The following is a 16932-nucleotide window of genomic DNA, read 5'->3' on the forward strand; positions in this document are numbered from 1 at the left end:
GTGAGGCCGGGGCGGTGCTCAAGCGGGCGCCGCCCCGATCGTCTTTGTGGCGCCGCGTTTTTTATGCCGCCTTAACCTGGGCGTGGCGCCTGTTTGCGTGCTGTGCACCTGGCGTGTCACCATGAGCGAATTACGTTTGTATGGTGGCGTCAATTTCCCGATTGAAGAGCCGCTTCAAGCATGAACCGACCTGATCCCGACGAGTTGCTGGGCAAACTGCAGCGCGAAGAAGAACGACGCCAGCGCGGCAAGCTGAAGGTATTTTTCGGCGCCTCTGCCGGCGTCGGCAAGACCTATGCGATGTTGCAGGCCGCGCGACGGCGCAGCGAAGAAGGCGTCGATGTGGTGGTCGGCATTGCCGAAACGCACGGCCGCACCGAAACCGCCGCGCTGCTCGACGGGCTCGACGTGTTGCCGCTTGCGCGCATCGCGTATCGCGGCCGGCAGCTCGGCGAGTTCGATCTCGATGCTGCGCTCGAACGCAAGCCGCAGCTCATCCTGGTCGACGAGCTCGCGCACTCGAACGTCACCGGCGCGCGGCATGCGAAGCGCTGGCAGGACGTCTACGAGCTGCTCGATGCGGGCATCGACGTCTATACGACGGTCAATGTCCAGCATCTCGAAAGCCTCAACGACGTGGTCGGACAGATCACCGGCATTCGCGTCTGGGAGACGGTGCCCGATCGCGTGTTCGACCGCGCCGACGAAGTCACGCTCGTCGATCTGCCCGCCGAGGAACTGCTCGACCGCATGCGTGACGGCAAGGTCTATCTGCCGCAGCAGGCCGAGCGCGCGGTGCGCAATTTCTTTCGCAAGGGCAATCTGATCGCGCTGCGCGAGCTGGCGCTGCGGCGCACGGCCGATCGCGTCGATGCGCAGATGCGCGAGTACCGCGCGGACCGCTCGATCCAGCATATCTGGCAGGCGCGCGAACGCCTGCTCGTGTGCGTGGGTCCGGGGCCTGAAGCGCCGATGCTCGTGCGTGCCGCAGCGCGTCTTGCGGCCGCACTGAAGGCCGACTGGATCGCGGTCTACGTCGAAACGCCGAAGCTGCAGCGGCTTTCCGATGAGCGTCGCGAGCGCACTTTGAATGCGCTGCGCCTCGCGGCCGAACTCGGCGCGGAGACCGCGACGCTCGCGGGCGCCGACGCGATTGCAACGCTCGTCGGTTATGCGCGCGTGCGCAACGTATCGAAACTCGTGGCGGGCGGGTCGTCGCGCATTGGAATGTCGCGCTGGCTGCAGCGGCCGTTCGGCGAACGCCTCGCCGAACGCGCCGACGATCTCGACCTCACGCTGGTCCGCGCGACGACCGAGAGCGGCAGCGCGCGCGATCTGCGGCAAAACGACGACGCGGGCGCGTGGCGCGATGCGCTGCGCACAGCGCGCGAGCGGCGCTCGCCGCGCAGCGCCTACGGCTGGGCTGTCGCGATCTGCGCGGCGGTGACGTTTATCGCGAGCCTGCTGATCGGGCATATCGATCTCGCGAACCTCGTCATGCTGTACCTGCTCGGCGTGATTTTTACCGCGGTGAGGCTCGGGCGCGGACCGGGTGTCGTGCTGTCGTTTCTGAGCGTCGCGGCGTTCGACTTTTTCTTCGTGCCGCCGCGCATGTCGCTGTCGGTCACCGATACGCAGTATCTGCTGACCTTTATCGGCATGCTGCTGACGTCGCTCGTGATCAGCCATCTGACGTCGAGCCTGCGCCGCGAAGCGAGCGTCGCGCAGCGGCGCGAGCAGCGCACGGGCGCGATGTACGCGATGGCGCGCGAGCTCGCGGCCGCGCTGACGACCGAGCAGATCATCGGCATCGGCAGCCGTCATGTGAGCGAGGTGTTTCGCGCGCGCGTCGCGATGTTGCTGCCGGACAGCGCGGACCAGGTCAAGCAGAAGGTCGACGATCCCGACCAGCAGATCATGCTCGACGGCGCGGCGCTCGATATCGACGTCGGCCAGTGGGTGTACGACCAGCAGAAGCCGGCGGGGCACGGCACCGATACGCTGCCGGCCGCGGTCGCGCTCTATCTGCCGCTCAAGGCGCCGATGCGCACGCGCGGTGTGCTCGCCGTGAAGATGCAGGACGAGCGCGAGCTCGACGTGCCCGAGCAGCAGCGCATGCTCGAGGCGTTCGCCGCGCAGATCGCGCTTGCGCTCGAGCGCGTGCACTACGTCGAGATTGCGCGCGATGCGCTCGTCAATATGGAGTCGGAGCGGCTGCGCAACTCGCTGCTGTCGGCGATTTCGCACGATCTGCGCACGCCGCTCACGACCATCGTCGGTTTCTCGTCGATGCTCGCGCAGGCGCGCGCGGCGCAGAATGCGGCCGAAGGCGCCGCCGCGCATGCGTCGTCCGAAGACGCGCTCGAAGAGGCGACGCACGCACAGTCGCAAGCGATCGACGACCTCGTCGATGCGATCCACGAAGAATCGATGCGCATGGCCGGCATCGTGACGAATCTGCTCGATATGGCGCGGCTGCAGGCGGGCGGGCTGCAGCTGAACCGGCAATGGTCGCTGCTCGAGGAGACGGTCGGCGCTGCGCTGCGTACTTGCCGGCGTGTGCTCGAGCGGCATCCGGTGCAGGTGCAGCTGCCGGCCGATTTGCCGCTGCTGCAACTCGATGCCGTGCTGATGGAGCGGCTCTTTGCGAATCTGTTCGAAAACGCCGCGAAATATACGCCGGCCGATACGCCTCTGGTGATCGGCGCACAGCAGATCGACGACGACGGCAAACCGTTCGTGCGCGTCACCGTCGACGATTCCGGGCCAGGCCTGCCGGCCGGCATGGAGTCGCGTATCTTCGAGAAATTCACGCGCGGCGAGAAGGAATCGGCGAAGCCCGGCATCGGTCTTGGCCTTGCAATCTGCCGTGCGATCGTCGATGCGCATGACGGCAAGATCGGCGCGGCCAATCGTATCGCGCCGGATGGGCGGATCGAAGGCGCGCGTTTCTGGTTCACGCTGCCGGTCGAAACGCCGCCGCCGGTGCCGGAGGCGCTCGAAGACGAGTCAGAAGAAGATAACGGGGCCACTGAAGCCAATGCGGCCGGGCGTGCCGATCCGTCTGACGGCGAACCGTCGGGCGGCGACCGCTCGCCGGCCCCGACACGACAACACTAGCGAAACCTACCCATGAGTGACCCGAGCATCACGGTCGTCCTGATCGAAGACGAAAAACAGATTCGCCGCTTCGTGCGCGCGTCGCTGGAAGGCGAGGGCATCGTCGTGCACGACGCGCAGACCGGCAAGCAGGGGCTCGTCGAAGCGGCGACGCGCAAGCCCGACCTCGTGATCGTCGACCTCGGCCTGCCCGATACGGACGGCCTCGACGTGATCCGCGAACTGCGCGGCTGGAGCGACCTGCCGGTGATCGTGCTGTCCGCGCGCACCCAGGAAAGCGAGAAGGTGGCCGCGCTCGACGCGGGCGCCGACGACTATCTGACCAAGCCGTTCGGCGTCTCCGAACTGCTCGCGCGGATCCGCGCGCATTTGCGCCGGCGCAACCAGGCCGCCGCGAGCGACTCGCCGCAGGCGCATTTCGGCGCGGTGACGGTCGATCTCGCGCTGCGCCAGGTGTGGCGCGACGGCGAGCTCGTGCATCTGACGCCGATCGAGTACCGGCTGCTGGCGACGCTCGTGCGCCACGCGGGCCGGGTGCTCACACACCGGCAACTGCTGCGCGACGTCTGGGGACCGTCGCATGTCGAAAGTCATCACTATCTGCGCATTTATATGGCGCATCTGCGGCAGAAGCTCGAGCGCGATCCGGCACAGCCTGAACATATCGTGACGGAAACGGGTGTCGGATACAGGCTGGTCGGCGTGGCTTGAGGCAAGGCGGGTAGGAAAAAATCGGGGAAAATTGAGGGCAAGGCCACTATATCGATTCGTAGATGCGCACGCGTTCCATCAGTTGCCGTTTGATATAATTACGAAGTCGTAAGGACGGCCTTACGCGTTCGGAATCAACGGGGACGACCCCATCCAACCTGTGGGAGCGTCCCGATGTCCTGGATTCTTCTGTTTATTGCCGGCCTGCTCGAAGTTGCCTGGGCCGCGGGTCTCAAATCCTCTGATGGTTTTACGCGGCTTTGGCCGTCGGTGTTTACCATCGTCACCGCTCTCGGCAGCTTCGTGCTGCTTGCGCTCGCGATGCGCCAGTTGCCGCTTGGCACCGCGTACGCCGTGTGGACCGGTATCGGCGCGGTCGGCGCGTTCGTGTTCGGTATCGTCATGATGGGCGAGGCGGTGACGCTGCCGCGTATCGCCAGCGCGCTGCTGATCGTGGTCGGGTTGATCGGGCTCAAGCTTTCGTCCGGTCACTGAGCGGAGACTGAGCGATCGCCGGGCGTCACTGAGTGGTCCCTGAGCCTTTACCGGGTGGGCGCCGAGCGCTCATCGATCACTGCGTCAGCGCGCCCTGCGGGCAACTCGGTTGCCCGCGCAACCAATCTGTTTTTGCCTTGCTGGCACCCAAAATCCTTAAACCTGCCGCGCATAGTCCGCTTTTCGCCACAGTACTTCCGGCTTTCAATCGGCGGATTCTGAAGTGACGTGGCTATAATGAACCCAATTCCAACCTGAACTCGTACCGTGCGGCGTGGCGCCGCGCGGACTCGGCGGCAACGGCTGGGCGGGGCGCGGGCGTGCTTCGCGCCAGAAGCCGCGAGGAGCATGAGGTGCGCACCGTGCGCGTCTCTGGAGGCGCGCCATGCTTGAACCCCTTTCGCTTGCAGCGGGCCTGTCATGGGGCAGCGGGCTGCGCCTCTATCTGACCGTGCTGATCGCTGGCCTGCTCGCACGTTTCGGCGTCATCCATCTCCCCGACACGCTATCCGCGCTGAGCTCGCCATGGGTGATCGGCGTCGCCGGGACGCTGACGGTCACCGAATTCCTCGCCGACAAGATTCCCGCCTTCGATTCGCTGTGGGATGCGGTCCACACGTTTATCCGTATTCCGGCCGGCGCTGTGCTCGCGGCCGGGGCGCTCGGTCATGCCGATCCGGCGCTGCTGACCGTGGCCGCGCTCGCGGGCGGCACGCTCGCCGGTACCGCGCACCTGACCAAGGCCGGCACGCGCGCACTGATCAACCTGTCGCCTGAGCCGGTGTCGAACGTCGTCACGTCGACGGCCGAGGAAGGCATGGTGTTCGGCGGCCTGCTGCTGGCGCTGTTTGCGCCGGTGATCTTCCTCGTGCTGCTGGTTGGCTTTCTCGTGGTCGTGAGCTGGGTGCTGCCGCGGTTGTGGCGCGGCGTGCAGGGCGGGTTCCGCGGCATGGCGACGCATATGGTGTCGCGTCTTGCGCGGAGCCGGCACGATTGAGCGCCCCGGCCCGTGAAGCCCGCAATGACGTAACGGCGCGCGAGCGCTCGCTCCCCGTGCCGCACCGGCACGTCGCGTGGAGCGACCTGCTGCGGCAGGCCGCGCTGATGACGGCGCGCGACTGGCGCGCTGGCGAGCTGACCATGCTGCTGCTCGCACTGGTGCTCGCGGTGGCCGCGTTGACGAGCGTCGGCTTCCTTGCCGACCGTCTGCACCAGGGGCTCGAGCGCGATGCACGGCGGATGATTGCCGCCGACTTTATCGTGCGCGCCGATCACCCGGTCAATCCGCAATTCGCGCAAGAGGCGAAGTCGCGCGGTCTCGAGACCGCGACCACGGCGATTTTTCCGAGCATGATCAACTCGACGGCCGCGAAGCCGCTGTCGCGCCTCGCCGCGATCAAGGCCGTGTCGCCCGGCTATCCGCTGCGCGGGGCGCTGCGGATCGCGCCACAGCCCGGCGCGCCCGATAGCGCGGCCCGCTCGATTCCGCCGCCCGGCACCGTCTGGGTCGACGAGCAACTGCTCGACGCGCTGAAAGTGCATGTTGGCGATACCGTGAAAGTCGGCGGGCGCGACTTCAAGATCGGCGCTGTGATCACGAAAGAGCTCGACCGCGGCTTCGCCTTCGTCAATTTCTCGCCGCGGCTCATGATGAACGACGCCGACGTGCCGTCGACGGGGCTCATCACCTACGGCAGCCGCGTCACGTACCGGCTGCTTGTCGCCGGCAGCGATCAGGCGGTCGAGACCTATGCGAAATGGGCTCACGAACAGGTCGACGGCGGCAAGATGCGCGGCGTCGCGCTCGAATCGCTGCAGGACGGTCAGCCGCAGGTGCGCCAGACGCTCGATCGCGCGCGCCACTTCCTCACGCTCGTCTCGCTTTTGACCGCGCTGCTCGCGGCGGTCGCGATCGCGATGGCCGCGCATCGCTATATGCGCCGGCATCTCGACAGCTGCGCGGCGATGCGCTGTCTCGGCGTCAGCCAGCGCACGCTGCGCGCGCTGTTTACGATCGAATTTGTCGGGCTCGGCGTGATCGGCGGTCTCGTTGGCGTCGTGCTCGGCTTCGTCGGGCACTTTGTGCTGCTGCGCTGGCTCGGCGGTCTGATCGGCGTCGTGCTGCCGTTTCCGAGCGCATGGCCGGCGCTCGAGGGCATCGCGGCGGGGCTCGTGCTGCTGCTCGGTTTCGCGTTGCCGCCGCTGTTGCCGCTGACGCGCGTGTCGCCGGTGCGCGTGCTGCGCCGCGAATGGGGCGAAGCGGGCCGCACCGCCTGGGCTGCGTATGCGCTCGGCGTCGTGCTGTTCGCGGGGCTGCTCGTGCTCGCGGCTGGCGAACTGAAGCTGGGCGGTATCGTCGCCGGAGGATTCGCGGGCGGGTTGCTTGTGTTTATTTGCGTTGCACGCGTGGCGCTGTGGGGCTCGGCGCGAATTGTGCGCAGCGAGCGCTTTGCCGTGGGCGTCGGCTGGCGTTATGCGCTCGCATCGCTCGAGCGGCGCGCGAACGCCAGCGCGCTGCAGATCACGGCGCTTGCGATCGGCCTGATGTGCCTGTTGCTGATCGCGATGACACGCGACGATCTCGTCGCGGGCTGGCGTAAATCGACGCCGCCCGACGCGCCGAACGAATTCATCATCGATATCCAGCCTGACCAGCGCGAGCCGGTCACGCAGTACCTCGCGAAGCACGGTTTCGCCCATGTCGACCTGTCGCCGATGGTGCGCGGCCGGCTCACCGCGATCAACGGCAAGCCCGTGAATCCCGATGCGTACAAGGGCGACGATGCGCGGCGTCTGGTGGACCGCGAGTTCAACCTGTCTTATACGACGCAACTGCCCGACGACAACCGCATCGAGACTGGCCAGTGGTACGGCAACACGGATAAGCCGCAGATTTCAATCGAGCAGGGCCTCGCGAAGCTGATCAACGTGAAGCCTGGCGATACGCTGCGTTTCGATGTGACGGGCCTGTCGATCGAGGCGCCGGTGACGAGCACCCGCAAGCTCGACTGGGGCTCGTTCAAGGTGAACTTCTTTGTGCTGATGCCGCCGGCCGCGCTGAAGGATTTCCCGGCGACCTTCATTACGAGCTTTCATGTTCCGCCTGAGCAGCGTTCGGCGATCGATGGGCTCATCGCCGCTTATCCGAACCTGACCGCGATCGACACCGGGCCGATTCTCGCGCAGGTGCAAGCCGTGATGGAGCAGGTCATCGACGCGGTGCAGTTCCTGTTTCTATTCACGCTTGTGGCGGGTGTGCTCGTGCTGTACGCGGCGCTGGCCGGCACGCGCGACGAGCGCATGCGAGAATCGGCGCTGCTGCGCGCGCTCGGTGCTTCGCACCGCCAGGTGCGCGCGGTGCAGATCGCTGAATTCATCGCGGTGGGCGCGTTGTCGGGTCTGATGGCCGCAGTCGGCGCGCAGGTGGTCGGCTCGGTGCTCGCCACGCGCGTATTCGAGTTTTATCTTGAGTTCGATCCGTGGCTGCTGCCGGCCGGTATTGCGGCTGGGATCGCGTGCGCGGGACTCGGCGGGTGGCTGAGCTTGCGGCATGTGCTGATGCGTCCGGCGCTTCAGTCGCTACGCGATGCGTGATGCGTCGCGCACTCTTTCGTTTCAATGAACTGGCTTTTCTTCGTATGACCGATACCAACGACACCACGCTCGCGCAACCGACCGCGTTCGAACTCGTAGGCGGCGAAGCGCGCGTGCGCGAACTCGTCGACCGCTTTTACGACCTGATGGACCTCGAGCCCGATTTCGCGGGCATCCGCGCGCTGCATCCGCCGACGCTCGAAGGCTCGCGCGACAAGTTTTTCTGGTTCCTGTGCGGCTGGCTCGGCGGCCCGAGCCACTACGAAGACCGCTTTGGCCATCCGCGGTTGCGCGCGCGGCATCTGCCGTTCGCGATCGCGTCGAGCGAGCGCGATCAGTGGCTGCGCTGCATGGCGTGGGCGATGCAGGACGTCGGCTTATCCGAAACGCTGCGCGAACGGCTGCTGCATTCGTTCTTCGATACGGCGGACTGGATGCGTAACCGGCCCGGTTGAGCGTGGTTGCGCCTTGGTTGAGCCCCGCGTTTTTCCGCAGGCGCATTGCTTTGGGCGCCGAACATCCCGCGCCAACTGAATAACGATATCAAGGAGATCCCCCATGACGACGCGCGCATTGTTTCGCGAAGACGCGTATCTGACCGGCTGCGACGCGACGATCACCGCCGTCGACGAGCTCGGCATTCATCTTGACCAGACCGTGTTCTATCCGCTGGGCGGCGGCCAGGCCGGCGACGCCGGCGCGCTCGTGCTCGCCGACGGCACGCGCATCGATATCGCCGATACACGCAAGGCGAAGTTCGAGGGCGCGACGCCCGACGATGCAGTGCACGTCCCGGCGCCGGGCCAGGAAGCGCTGCTTGCGCGCTTCGTCGCCGGCGAGCGCGTGCGTGCCGAAATCGACTGGGCGCGCCGCTACCGGCATATGCGGCTGCATACGGCGAGCCATCTGATGTGCGCGGTGCTGCCGTATGCGGTCGACGGCTGCAGCATCACGACCGACTACGCGCGCCTCGACTTCGCGACGGTCGATCCGATCGAGCGCGAGCAGGTTGAAGCGCGGCTCGCGGAACTCGTCGGCGGTGCGCATGGCGTCGCGACCGAATGGATCACCGACGACGAAATGGCCGCGCGGCCCGAACTGGTACGCACGATGAGCGTGAAGCCGCCGATGGGACTCGGCCGCGTGCGTCTGTTGCGCATCGAAGGCGTCGATCTGCAGCCGTGCGGCGGCACGCATGTGCGCAATACGCAGGAGATCGGCGCGCTGCGCGTCGCGAAACTCGAGAAGAAAAGCGCGCGCACGCGCCGGCTGGTGCTGGAACTCGTGTGAGCGAACGTTCGAACCGTGCGGAGGCGTATTCGCCCGAAGCCGACTACGCGACGCTCGATGCGCGCTCGCGCGACGTGCTCGACTGCTGGTTCGGCGTGCCCGGTTCAAACGAATATGGCACGGACCGCAAGTGCTGGTTCAAGCGCAACAAAGCGTTTGACACGATGCTGCGCGAACGCTTCGGCTTGCTGATCGAAGCGGCACTTGCACATGAACTCGATGCATGGCGTGCCACGCCGCTTGGATCGCTGGCGCTTGTGATCGTGCTCGATCAGTTCACGCGCAATTGCTATCGGGGTTCGGCGCGTATGTATGACGGCGATGCGCAGGCGGTGAGCATGGCGCGGCGGATGGTCGAAGAGGCTAGCGCCGTGTTGCTGCCGACGGTCTACCATCGTGTGTTCGCCTGTTTTCCGTTCGAGCACGACGAAACGATGGAAGGCCAGCGCGAATGCGCGCGGTTTTATGCAGAGCTTGAAGCGCACGGGCTCGATCCGTCCTACGCGCGCTCAGCCGAGCGGCACGCAAAGGTCATCGAGCGCTTCGGACGCTTTCCGCATCGCAATGCGCTGCTTGGCCGCCAGTCGACCGAAGCAGAGATCGCGTTTCTGCGCGAGCGGGGCTCGCGGTTCTAAACGGTTGGGCAGCGCGGCTTCCAGATGATCAGTCGGGCCGCTTATTTGGCCCGCTTGATTAGCCCGCCCAGTCGGTGCACCCGGCCGGTCGATCGGTCCGCTCAGTCGGCCGAACGCCTGAACAACGTCCCCCGCTCACCCCACGACAATCACCGCCCACCCGTCACATCGATCACCGCGCCCGTCACATACGACGACGCATCGCTCAACAGCCACACGATCGTTTCCGCCACTTCTTCCGCGCTGCCCGCACGACCGAGCGGCGTTTGCGCGCCGAGCACCGCAGCGCGATCGGGACGGCCGCCGCTTGCGTGAATCTCGGTGTCGATCAGGCCCGGGCGCACCGCGTTCACGCGCACGCCATGCGGGCCGACTTCCTTGGACAGGCCGATGGTCATCGTATCGATCGCGGCCTTCGAGCCCGCATAGTCGACATACTCGTTCGGCGCACCGAGCCGCGCCGCGGCGGACGACAGATTGACGATCGCGCCGCCCTGGCCGCCGCGATCCTTCGCCATGCGCCGTATCGCCTCGCGCGCGCACAGATACGCGCCGTAGACATTGGTGTCGAAGATGCGCTTCATGCGGGCGGCGTCCATATCGGCGAGCGGCATGCCGGGCGCGACGATGCCCGCGTTATTGACGAAGCCGTCGAGCCGCCCGAACACGCGCAGGCATTCGTCGAACATCGCGATCACGGCGGCTTCTTCGGCGACGTTGCCGGGCAGCAGATGCGCGCGTCCACCGGCGCTTTCGACGAGTGCCGCGGTTTCGCGCGCAGCCGCTTCGTTGTTCGAATAGTTGATGCCGACAGACCAGCCGAGCGCGGCGGCGAGCCGCGCGGTCGCGCGGCCGATGCCGCGGCTCGCGCCTGTGATCAGAACGACTTTCGTCATGATTGCCTCAATGGTTTAAAGCAGCGGTTCAAAGCAGCGGTTTAAAGAAGTAGGGCAACGCTCGCGGCGCATGCGCGCGACGCGGGCGTTAAACCTTGTCGCGGTGCTGCGACCACTTGTCCTGCACGAGCGGCCGGTAGCGCTGCAGCTTGCCGATCAACCCGGCCGGGTCGCTATCGATCTGCAGCGTCTCGAAGTAGGCCCGCTGCATGAAACCTTCACGCACCGTGTGTTCGAGCATCGCGATCAGCGGGTCGTAGAAGCGGGCGATATTGAACACGCCGACGGGCTTGCGGTGGTAACCGAGCTGCGCCCACGTATAGACCTCGAACAGTTCTTCGAGCGTGCCGGCGCCGCCCGGCAAGGCGACGAACGCATCGGACAGGTCCGCCATCATCTTCTTGCGCTCGTGCATATCGGACACGACATGCAGTTCAGTCAGGCCGTGGTGGCCGATTTCCTTGTCGACGAGCAGTTCCGGAATCACGCCGATCGCGCGGCCGCCAGCCGCCATGACCGAGTCGGCGATCATGCCCATCAGGCCGACCTTGCCGCCGCCATAGACGAGCGCGAGATTTGCATCGACGAGGGCGCGGCCGAACGCACGCGCCGCTTCTGCATAAACGGGGTTGGCTCCATTCGCGGAGCCGCAATAGACACAGACTGCTTTCATTGAGCTGGACTTCCTGCGTGGTGATGCGTGCGATGTGCACTTAAGGTTTGACGGTGCTGCGTTCCCGTGCGAGTTCTGTGCCCGACATGGCAGATGGGGCGGCGGATGCGGTGACGGGAGCGGCCGCCGGCGCCGCGTCGCGTGGCGGCAGATAGTCGTAGAACTCGCGCTTCGGCAGTTTGCCCGACACGAGATCGTCGAACAGCTGCCGCGAGCGGCCGCGCAGATACGGCGCCATCACCGACACGATCTGCACACTGACCTGATGCAGATCCGCGCGAATCGAGTCCGGGTCATTGTACTTGCGCGGGTTCATCACGAACTGATACGACAGCCAGTAGGTGCCGATCACGCCGATGTTCGTCGCGATCACGCGCAGTTCGTCGGGCGTTGCGACCATCTCGCCGTCCTCGACGAGCTGCTCGCAGAACTGGCTTGCAAAACGCACCTTGTGGCTGATGATCTGCTTGAAGTGCATCTCGAGCATGCGGTTGCGCGCGAGCAGGTCGTTGAGGTCGCGATAGAGAAAGCGGTAGCGCCAGGTAAATTCGACCATGTACTGCAGATACGACCACATCTCGTCGATCGTCACGCGATGGTCGTCGGGCAGACGCAAACGCTTTTCGATCTCCTGCTCGAACTGACCGAAGATGCTGTTGATGATGTCGTCTTTGTTGCGGAAGTGGTAGTACAGATTGCCGGGGCTGATTTCCATCTCTTCGGCGATCGTCGTGGTCGTGACGTTCGGCTCGCCGATCTCGTTGAAGAGCTTCAACGACAGTTCGAGGATCCGCTCGCGCGTGCGGCGGGGTGGTTTGGCGTCCATGTCGTCCTGCCCTCAGATAATGGCCGGGCCGACACGAAAAGCCGCATGCGACTGCGGCGCGTCCGCCCGGTGTAGGTGTAATCGTATTGATCAGCGTTTGCTGAGATTATTTGAGGATTATAAACCGACCGTTCGAATCCCCGACCGGGCGGTCAGGGTTTTACCCGAGACAAACGTGGTGGCGATGCGACGCGTTTCTGCATGGCGGCGCGCCTGACGTGAATGAAGGCCGGTAAGCGCGCGCGGGTTCCGGCGCGCGCTGACGGTTTTCAGTGAAACAGCATGCCGATCCAACGCACGACAAGCGGGCCGACGATCACCGCCCACGTCATCACGCACATGAAGAGCGCGACCATCACGGCCGCGCTGCCGAGATCCTTCGCACGCCGCGACAGCTCGTGACGCTCGAGCGAGATGCGATCGATCGCGGCCTCGACGCTCGAATTGAGCAATTCGACGATCAGCACGAGCAGCACCGAGCCGAGCAGCAGCACGCGCGACACCGGATCGACCGGCACGACGAGTCCGCACGGCACGAGAATCGCGGCAAGCGTCAATTCCTGACGGAACGCGCTTTCTTCCCGAATCGCGACACGAAAGCCGGCGAGCGAATTTTTCATCGCGTGCCATGCACGCGTCACGCCCCGATTGCCCTTATACGGATTGAAAGGCAAGGGCGCGAGCGGATCGTCCGGACCGAGCGGTTCGTGTGCATCGGCGGCATCGCGGCGCGTGGACGACTCGGAATGCATCGCAGGCCTCCTCGGCGTGGTCGGGTGCCCAGCATAGCGCATGCTCGCCGGGTCGGCCGCGGGGGCGGGCCCGAGGCTCGCGGTATCGTCGAAGGTGTGTGCGGCGGTTCCGTTCAGCGACGGTTCGCGCTGCGCGGCGCTGCCGTTGCCCATGTCGTCAACCTCGCGATGATCGTCGTCGTGATTGCCGGAATCGTCGCGCTGATTGCGCTTGCCGCGTTCATCGCGTTCATCGCGGCCGTGTTCATGGATGTCGGCGAACGGATCGTCGCCGGCGCTATGCGCTTCGTCATCGTGCTGCGCGCGTTGCGACGCGCGCAGCATCTCCGAGTGTCTGGCTCGCATGGAAGGTAACCCGTGGGCTCGCGTGAGCCACGCGTTACGCGGCGGCGCTTTCTTCGCGCGGATACGCGTTGCGCGGCAGCGGCTTCAGATGGGCCGCGAATTGCTCGGATGCCGCCGTCCACGAGAAACGCTCGGCCCATGCGCGCGCGTGGTTGCGGTCGATCTTCAGCGCATCGAGGCACGCTTCGCGCAGGTCTTCGTTCATCGCGCCCGCGCCGCCGTCGCCGAGCACGTCGATCGGGCCCGTCACGGGGTAAGCGGCGACCGGTGTGCCGCAGGCGAGCGCTTCGAGCAGCACGAGGCCGAACGTGTCGGTGCGGCTCGGGAACACGAATACGTCGGCGGCCGCGTAGACCTTCGCGAGTTCGGGCTGCGACAGCACGCCGAGATAATTCACTTCCGGATAGCGCGACTTCAGTTCGGCGAGCGCCGGGCCTTCACCGGCGACCCACTTCGAGCCCGGCAGATCGATCTTCAGAAAGGCCTCGACGTTCTTCTCGACGGCGACGCGCCCCACGTACAGAAAGATCGGCCGTGCGGTATTGAGCACCTTCGAGTCCATCTGATGGAAGATGTCGAGATCGACGCCGCGCGTCCACAGCACGACGTTCGTGAAGCCGAATTTCTCGAGGTCCGTCTTCACGACCGGCGTCGGCGCCATCACGGCGAGCGATGCCTTGTGGAACCAGTGCAGGAAGCGATACGTCCATGCGAGCGGAATGCCGAAGCGTGCCTGCACGTACTCGGGAAAGCGCGTGTGGTACGCGGTGGTAAACGGCAGCTTGTGCCTGATTGCATAGGCGCGCGCGGCGAGGCCGAGCGGGCCTTCGGTCGCGATATGCAACGCGTCGGGCGCGAATTCGTTGATGCGCCGGTGCAGATGGCGCTTCGGAAACAGCGACAGGCGAATCTCGGGGTACGTCGGGCACGGAATCGTCTTGAACTCGAGCGGCGTCAGCATTTCAATGCGATGGCCGAGTGCGGTCAGCTCGCGCGTCGTGTTCTTCAGCGTGCGGACGACGCCATTGACCTGCGGCTCCCATGCATCGGTGACGATCATGATCTTCATCGGTGTGGCCCTTGTCGAAAGAAGTGGGACAGACGGGTAAACGAGGGAGCATGGCTCTCGCGCTGTCTGCCCGTCATGCGGAGGGGCAAACTGCGGCCAAACGGCGCGAGAGCCGTGCTTCCGCGCACTACGCGGTCGCGCGGGCCTTCTGCGCGGTCACCGGCGGTGCGCGCATCACGGTCCAGTAGACCACCTTCAGTTCACCTTCATAGGTCTCGACGAGCGCGGAGAGACTCTCGACCCAGTCGCCGTCGTTGCAATACAGCACGCCGTCGATATCGCGAATCTCCGCCTTGTGAATATGGCCGCATACGACGCCGTCGCAGCCGCGGCGGCGCGCTTCGTCGGTCATCACGCGCTCGAACGACGAGATAAAGTTCACGGCGTTTTTCACCTGATGCTTCAGGTACTGCGACAGCGACCAGTACTGGAAGCCGAACCGGCTGCGGATCCGGTTGAACCAGCGGTTCAGCACGAGAATCAGCGTGTAGAGCGTGTCGCCGAGATAGGCGAGCCACTTCGCATGCTGGATCACGCCGTCGAACAGATCGCCGTGCACGATCCACAGCCGCTGGCCCGCAAGCGTCGTGTGGAACGCTTCGCCGCGCACATGGATGTCGCCGAACGCGAGATCGCAGAACTGGCGCGCCGCTTCGTCGTGATTGCCGGGCACATAGACAACCTGCGTGCCCTTACGCGCTTTGCGCAGGATTTTCTGCACGACGTCGTTGTGCGCCTGCGGCCAGTACCAGCCCTTTTTCAGCTGCCACCCGTCGATGATGTCGCCGACGAGGTACAGATACTCCGATTCGTTATGCCGGAGGAAATCGAGTAGGTAGGATGCCTGACAACCGTTCGATCCAAGGTGAATATCCGAGAGCCAGATCGTCCGGTAGCGATGCACTTCGTCGGGATTGTCGTCGTGCGGAGAATCGCTGCTGGAGGGTATGGCGGGGAGCGGAGACAGGGGAATCGAGGCGGCGGAGGGGGCGTTGGGCCCGAAGCCGACGGGGTCGACGCTCGGGCCAGTCTGGCGGAACAGGGAAGTCGCGGACGTTTTGGGGTCCATGGCTCGCGCGTCGAGTTGCAGTACCCGCATTGCACATTTACCGGATGACGGAGCCGTGACATTCACGGGAATTTCTTCTTGCGCAAGCGGGGTGTGGTGCGCGCGAGACAGGTGCGGTGCTCACCGTTTGCGGTCACACCCTTGCAATGTATCTGGCGTGGGGAAAGCCCCAGGTGAGTGCATCTTGCCGCGCTGTAATCGATTGCATATGCTCTGAAACGTTTCAAACGATACCGGTTGCATCGCTGTTTTTTGCGGTTTTTCGCTGTTCCGCTGTTTGAGTCCCGCTTTCATCATGCTCGCGCCCGCTTCGCGGGGCAGCCGACGATGGAGTGCACGAATGGCCCACACAGACAGGCTGTTACCGACGTTGCGCGACGTGGCGACGGCCGCGGGCGTGTCGGTCGGCACTGCATCGAAGGTGCTGTCGGGCGGCGGCGGCGTGAGCGCGTTGCGTGCGCAGCGCGTCTGGGACGCGGCGCGCCGGCTCGGTTACCGGCGCAACGGCATTGCCGCCGACTTGCGGCGCGGCAGGCCCAGTTCGATCGGCTTCGTGCTGCCCGATCTGACCAACCAGTTCTTCGTCGATATCGCGCGCGCGCTCGAAAACCACGCGCTCGAGCACGGCTACCAGCTCATCATGGCGCACGCCGACGAAGACCCGGCGCGCGAACTCGAGCGTATCCGCTTCGTCCTGTCGCGCCAGGTGGCGGGCATGATCATCATCCCGTGCCGCGGCTACGAGCATGCGATCGACGAGGTGCGCGAGTGCCATGTGCCGCTCGTGATGGCCGACCGCGTCGACGAAACCTTTCCCGCGCATACGGTCACGACCGACAGCCACGGCGCATCGTCGGACGGCACCGATCATCTGATCGCGCTCGGCCACGAGCGCATCGCCTTTCTCGTCAATACGCTCGATCTCGTCAATTCGCGCGAACGCGCCGATGGCTATATCGCCGCGATGCGCCGTGCGGGGCTCGATGCCTTCATTCAGGTAGTCGAATGCGGCATGACCGCGGCAGAAATTCACGCGTCGACACTCGATGTGCTGAAGAGCGGTGTGCGGCCGACCGCGCTCTTCGCGGGCGGCAACGTGACGACGCTCGGCGCGTTGCGCGCGATCCGCGATGCGAACCTGCATCTGCCCGACGATATTTCGCTGCTGTCGTTTGACGACGCGCCGTGGATGTCGGTGCTGCGTCCGTATCTGAGTTCGATCCGGCAGCCGGTCGAAACGATCGGGCATGCGATCTGGCAGTTGATGCTGAAGCTGTTGAACGGCGAGCGTGGCGAGCCCGTGCATCTGAGTTTCAAGGCGGAATTGCTGGTGCGCGAGAGTACGGCGCCGGTGCCGGTTGTGGCGCTGCAGCGTGCCTAGCCGTTGCAGGGCGCGGTTGAACTGGAACGTTTCATTGTGGGAGCAATGGGCGAGTTTCAGCAGATGCAGCAGTAGA

15 protein-coding genes are annotated in these 16932 nt (G+C 65.2%); 9 read left to right on the forward strand and 6 right to left on the reverse strand.

The window, feature by feature from the left end; translation table 11 throughout:
• The first annotated feature begins 180 nt into the window (after positions 1–180).
• From KZJ38_RS08165 to KZJ38_RS08200, 8 genes are all read left to right on the forward strand, one after another.
• Positions 181–3120 carry a DUF4118 domain-containing protein gene (locus tag KZJ38_RS08165; RefSeq protein WP_219799580.1) on the forward strand — a complete coding sequence of 980 codons (2940 nt, stop codon included), beginning with the start codon at positions 181–183 and terminating at the stop codon, positions 3118–3120.
• 12 nt (positions 3121–3132) lie between these two features.
• Positions 3133–3831: a two-component system response regulator KdpE gene (kdpE, locus tag KZJ38_RS08170; protein ID WP_175109242.1), complete on the forward strand. Its 699-nt coding sequence runs from the start codon at positions 3133–3135 to the stop codon at positions 3829–3831.
• Between the two features lie 174 nt (positions 3832–4005).
• Entirely contained in the window at positions 4006–4326 is a 321-nt protein-coding gene (sugE, locus tag KZJ38_RS08175) for a quaternary ammonium compound efflux SMR transporter SugE (RefSeq protein ID WP_219799581.1), read from the forward strand.
• 385 nt (positions 4327–4711) lie between these two features.
• Complete coding sequence (locus tag KZJ38_RS08180) at positions 4712–5323, forward strand: DUF4126 domain-containing protein (RefSeq protein WP_219799582.1); 612 nt, start codon at positions 4712–4714, stop codon at positions 5321–5323.
• A gap of 107 nt (positions 5324–5430) precedes the next feature.
• The gene (locus KZJ38_RS08185; RefSeq protein WP_219800178.1) at positions 5431–7920 is read left to right on the forward strand and encodes an ABC transporter permease; all 2490 of its coding nucleotides are present in this window, start codon (positions 5431–5433) and stop codon (positions 7918–7920) included.
• Positions 7921–7964: 44 nt separating this feature from the next.
• The gene (locus KZJ38_RS08190; protein ID WP_219799583.1) at positions 7965–8375 is read left to right on the forward strand and encodes a group II truncated hemoglobin; all 411 of its coding nucleotides are present in this window, start codon (positions 7965–7967) and stop codon (positions 8373–8375) included.
• Between the two features lie 103 nt (positions 8376–8478).
• Positions 8479–9210, forward strand: a complete 732-nt coding sequence (locus KZJ38_RS08195) for an alanyl-tRNA editing protein (protein ID WP_219799584.1) — start codon at positions 8479–8481, stop codon at positions 9208–9210.
• Positions 9207–9845: a DUF924 family protein gene (locus KZJ38_RS08200; RefSeq protein ID WP_219799585.1), complete on the forward strand. Its 639-nt coding sequence runs from the start codon at positions 9207–9209 to the stop codon at positions 9843–9845. Before KZJ38_RS08195 ends, KZJ38_RS08200 begins: the two co-directional genes overlap by 4 nt.
• A gap of 149 nt (positions 9846–9994) precedes the next feature.
• Here KZJ38_RS08200 and KZJ38_RS08205 read toward each other — a convergent pair whose 3' ends face one another.
• From KZJ38_RS08205 to KZJ38_RS08230, 6 genes are all read right to left on the reverse strand, one after another.
• The gene (locus tag KZJ38_RS08205; protein WP_219799586.1) at positions 9995–10741 is read right to left on the reverse strand and encodes an SDR family oxidoreductase; all 747 of its coding nucleotides are present in this window, start codon (positions 10739–10741) and stop codon (positions 9995–9997) included.
• An 88-nt stretch (positions 10742–10829) separates the two neighbouring features.
• Positions 10830–11414: an LOG family protein gene (locus tag KZJ38_RS08210; RefSeq protein ID WP_219799587.1), complete on the reverse strand. Its 585-nt coding sequence runs from the start codon at positions 11412–11414 to the stop codon at positions 10830–10832.
• A 40-nt stretch (positions 11415–11454) separates the two neighbouring features.
• Positions 11455–12240, reverse strand: a complete 786-nt coding sequence (locus tag KZJ38_RS08215) for a TetR/AcrR family transcriptional regulator (RefSeq protein WP_219799588.1) — start codon at positions 12238–12240, stop codon at positions 11455–11457.
• A 269-nt stretch (positions 12241–12509) separates the two neighbouring features.
• The gene (locus tag KZJ38_RS36450) at positions 12510–13337 is read right to left on the reverse strand and encodes a diacylglycerol kinase (protein ID WP_246641687.1); all 828 of its coding nucleotides are present in this window, start codon (positions 13335–13337) and stop codon (positions 12510–12512) included.
• A 34-nt stretch (positions 13338–13371) separates the two neighbouring features.
• The gene (locus KZJ38_RS08225; RefSeq protein WP_219799589.1) at positions 13372–14406 is read right to left on the reverse strand and encodes a glycosyltransferase family 4 protein; all 1035 of its coding nucleotides are present in this window, start codon (positions 14404–14406) and stop codon (positions 13372–13374) included.
• Between the two features lie 127 nt (positions 14407–14533).
• The gene (locus tag KZJ38_RS08230) at positions 14534–15475 is read right to left on the reverse strand and encodes a UDP-2,3-diacylglucosamine diphosphatase (RefSeq protein ID WP_219799590.1); all 942 of its coding nucleotides are present in this window, start codon (positions 15473–15475) and stop codon (positions 14534–14536) included.
• Between the two features lie 340 nt (positions 15476–15815).
• Here KZJ38_RS08230 and KZJ38_RS08235 point away from each other — a divergent pair, with 340 nt between their 5' ends.
• Positions 15816–16856, forward strand: a complete 1041-nt coding sequence (locus tag KZJ38_RS08235; protein WP_219799591.1) for a LacI family DNA-binding transcriptional regulator — start codon at positions 15816–15818, stop codon at positions 16854–16856.
• The last annotated feature ends 76 nt before the right edge of the window (positions 16857–16932 follow it).

Origin of the sequence: Paraburkholderia edwinii, assembly GCF_019428685.1 — a bacterium.
Classification (GTDB): domain Bacteria; phylum Pseudomonadota; class Gammaproteobacteria; order Burkholderiales; family Burkholderiaceae; genus Paraburkholderia; species Paraburkholderia edwinii.

Bases quoted from the DNA above. Each gene is read 5' to 3' on its own strand.
- KZJ38_RS08165 (WP_219799580.1), top strand. From the start codon at position 181: ATGAACCGACCTGATCCCGACGAGTTGCTGGGCAAACTGCAGCGCGAA.
- kdpE (WP_175109242.1), top strand. From the start codon at position 3,133: ATGAGTGACCCGAGCATCACGGTCGTCCTGATCGAAGACGAAAAACAG.
- sugE (WP_219799581.1), top strand. From the start codon at position 4,006: ATGTCCTGGATTCTTCTGTTTATTGCCGGCCTGCTCGAAGTTGCCTGG.
- KZJ38_RS08180 (WP_219799582.1), top strand. From the start codon at position 4,712: ATGCTTGAACCCCTTTCGCTTGCAGCGGGCCTGTCATGGGGCAGCGGG.
- KZJ38_RS08185 (WP_219800178.1), top strand. From the start codon at position 5,431: ATGACGGCGCGCGACTGGCGCGCTGGCGAGCTGACCATGCTGCTGCTC.
- KZJ38_RS08190 (WP_219799583.1), top strand. From the start codon at position 7,965: ATGACCGATACCAACGACACCACGCTCGCGCAACCGACCGCGTTCGAA.
- KZJ38_RS08195 (WP_219799584.1), top strand. From the start codon at position 8,479: ATGACGACGCGCGCATTGTTTCGCGAAGACGCGTATCTGACCGGCTGC.
- KZJ38_RS08205 (WP_219799586.1), bottom strand. From the start codon at position 10,741: ATGACGAAAGTCGTTCTGATCACAGGCGCGAGCCGCGGCATCGGCCGC.
- KZJ38_RS08210 (WP_219799587.1), bottom strand. From the start codon at position 11,414: ATGAAAGCAGTCTGTGTCTATTGCGGCTCCGCGAATGGAGCCAACCCC.
- KZJ38_RS08215 (WP_219799588.1), bottom strand. From the start codon at position 12,240: ATGGACGCCAAACCACCCCGCCGCACGCGCGAGCGGATCCTCGAACTG.
- KZJ38_RS36450 (WP_246641687.1), bottom strand. From the start codon at position 13,337: ATGCGAGCCAGACACTCGGAGATGCTGCGCGCGTCGCAACGCGCGCAG.
- KZJ38_RS08225 (WP_219799589.1), bottom strand. From the start codon at position 14,406: ATGAAGATCATGATCGTCACCGATGCATGGGAGCCGCAGGTCAATGGC.
- KZJ38_RS08230 (WP_219799590.1), bottom strand. From the start codon at position 15,475: ATGGACCCCAAAACGTCCGCGACTTCCCTGTTCCGCCAGACTGGCCCG.
- KZJ38_RS08235 (WP_219799591.1), top strand. From the start codon at position 15,816: ATGGCCCACACAGACAGGCTGTTACCGACGTTGCGCGACGTGGCGACG.